At 67.8% G+C, this 338-nt stretch carries 1 protein-coding gene; it reads right to left on the minus strand.

The window, feature by feature from the left end; genetic code table 11:
- Positions 1-338: beta-ketoacyl synthase N-terminal-like domain-containing protein (locus tag GPZ80_RS31925; RefSeq protein WP_187224820.1), on the minus strand; the 338-nt coding region annotated here is incomplete at both ends.

A 338-nucleotide genomic window follows, 5' to 3' on the forward strand; every position in this document is an offset into this window, starting at 1 on the left:
CGAATCACCGCGAGCACCGGATGCCCATTGCGCCGAGCATCGGACAACCGCTCCAACAACACCAACCCGGCGCCCTCGGAACCGTTGGTGCCATCGGCATCCGCGCTGAACGACTTCGCCCGACCATCCCGAGCCAACCCGCGCTGCCTGCTGTACTCGACGAAGAACGCCGGAATCGACATCACCGAGACACCGCCCGCCAGTGCCAGCGAACACTCGCCCCGACGCAGGGCCTGCACCGCAAGGTGCACCGCCACCAGCGACGACGAACACGCGGTGTCCACCGTCATGGCGGGCCCTTCCAGCCCGAAGGTGTACGAGATCCGGCCGGACGCGAC

Source organism: Actinokineospora xionganensis (assembly GCF_014323725.1).
GTDB classification, from domain to species: Bacteria; Actinomycetota; Actinomycetes; order Mycobacteriales; family Pseudonocardiaceae; genus Actinokineospora; species Actinokineospora xionganensis.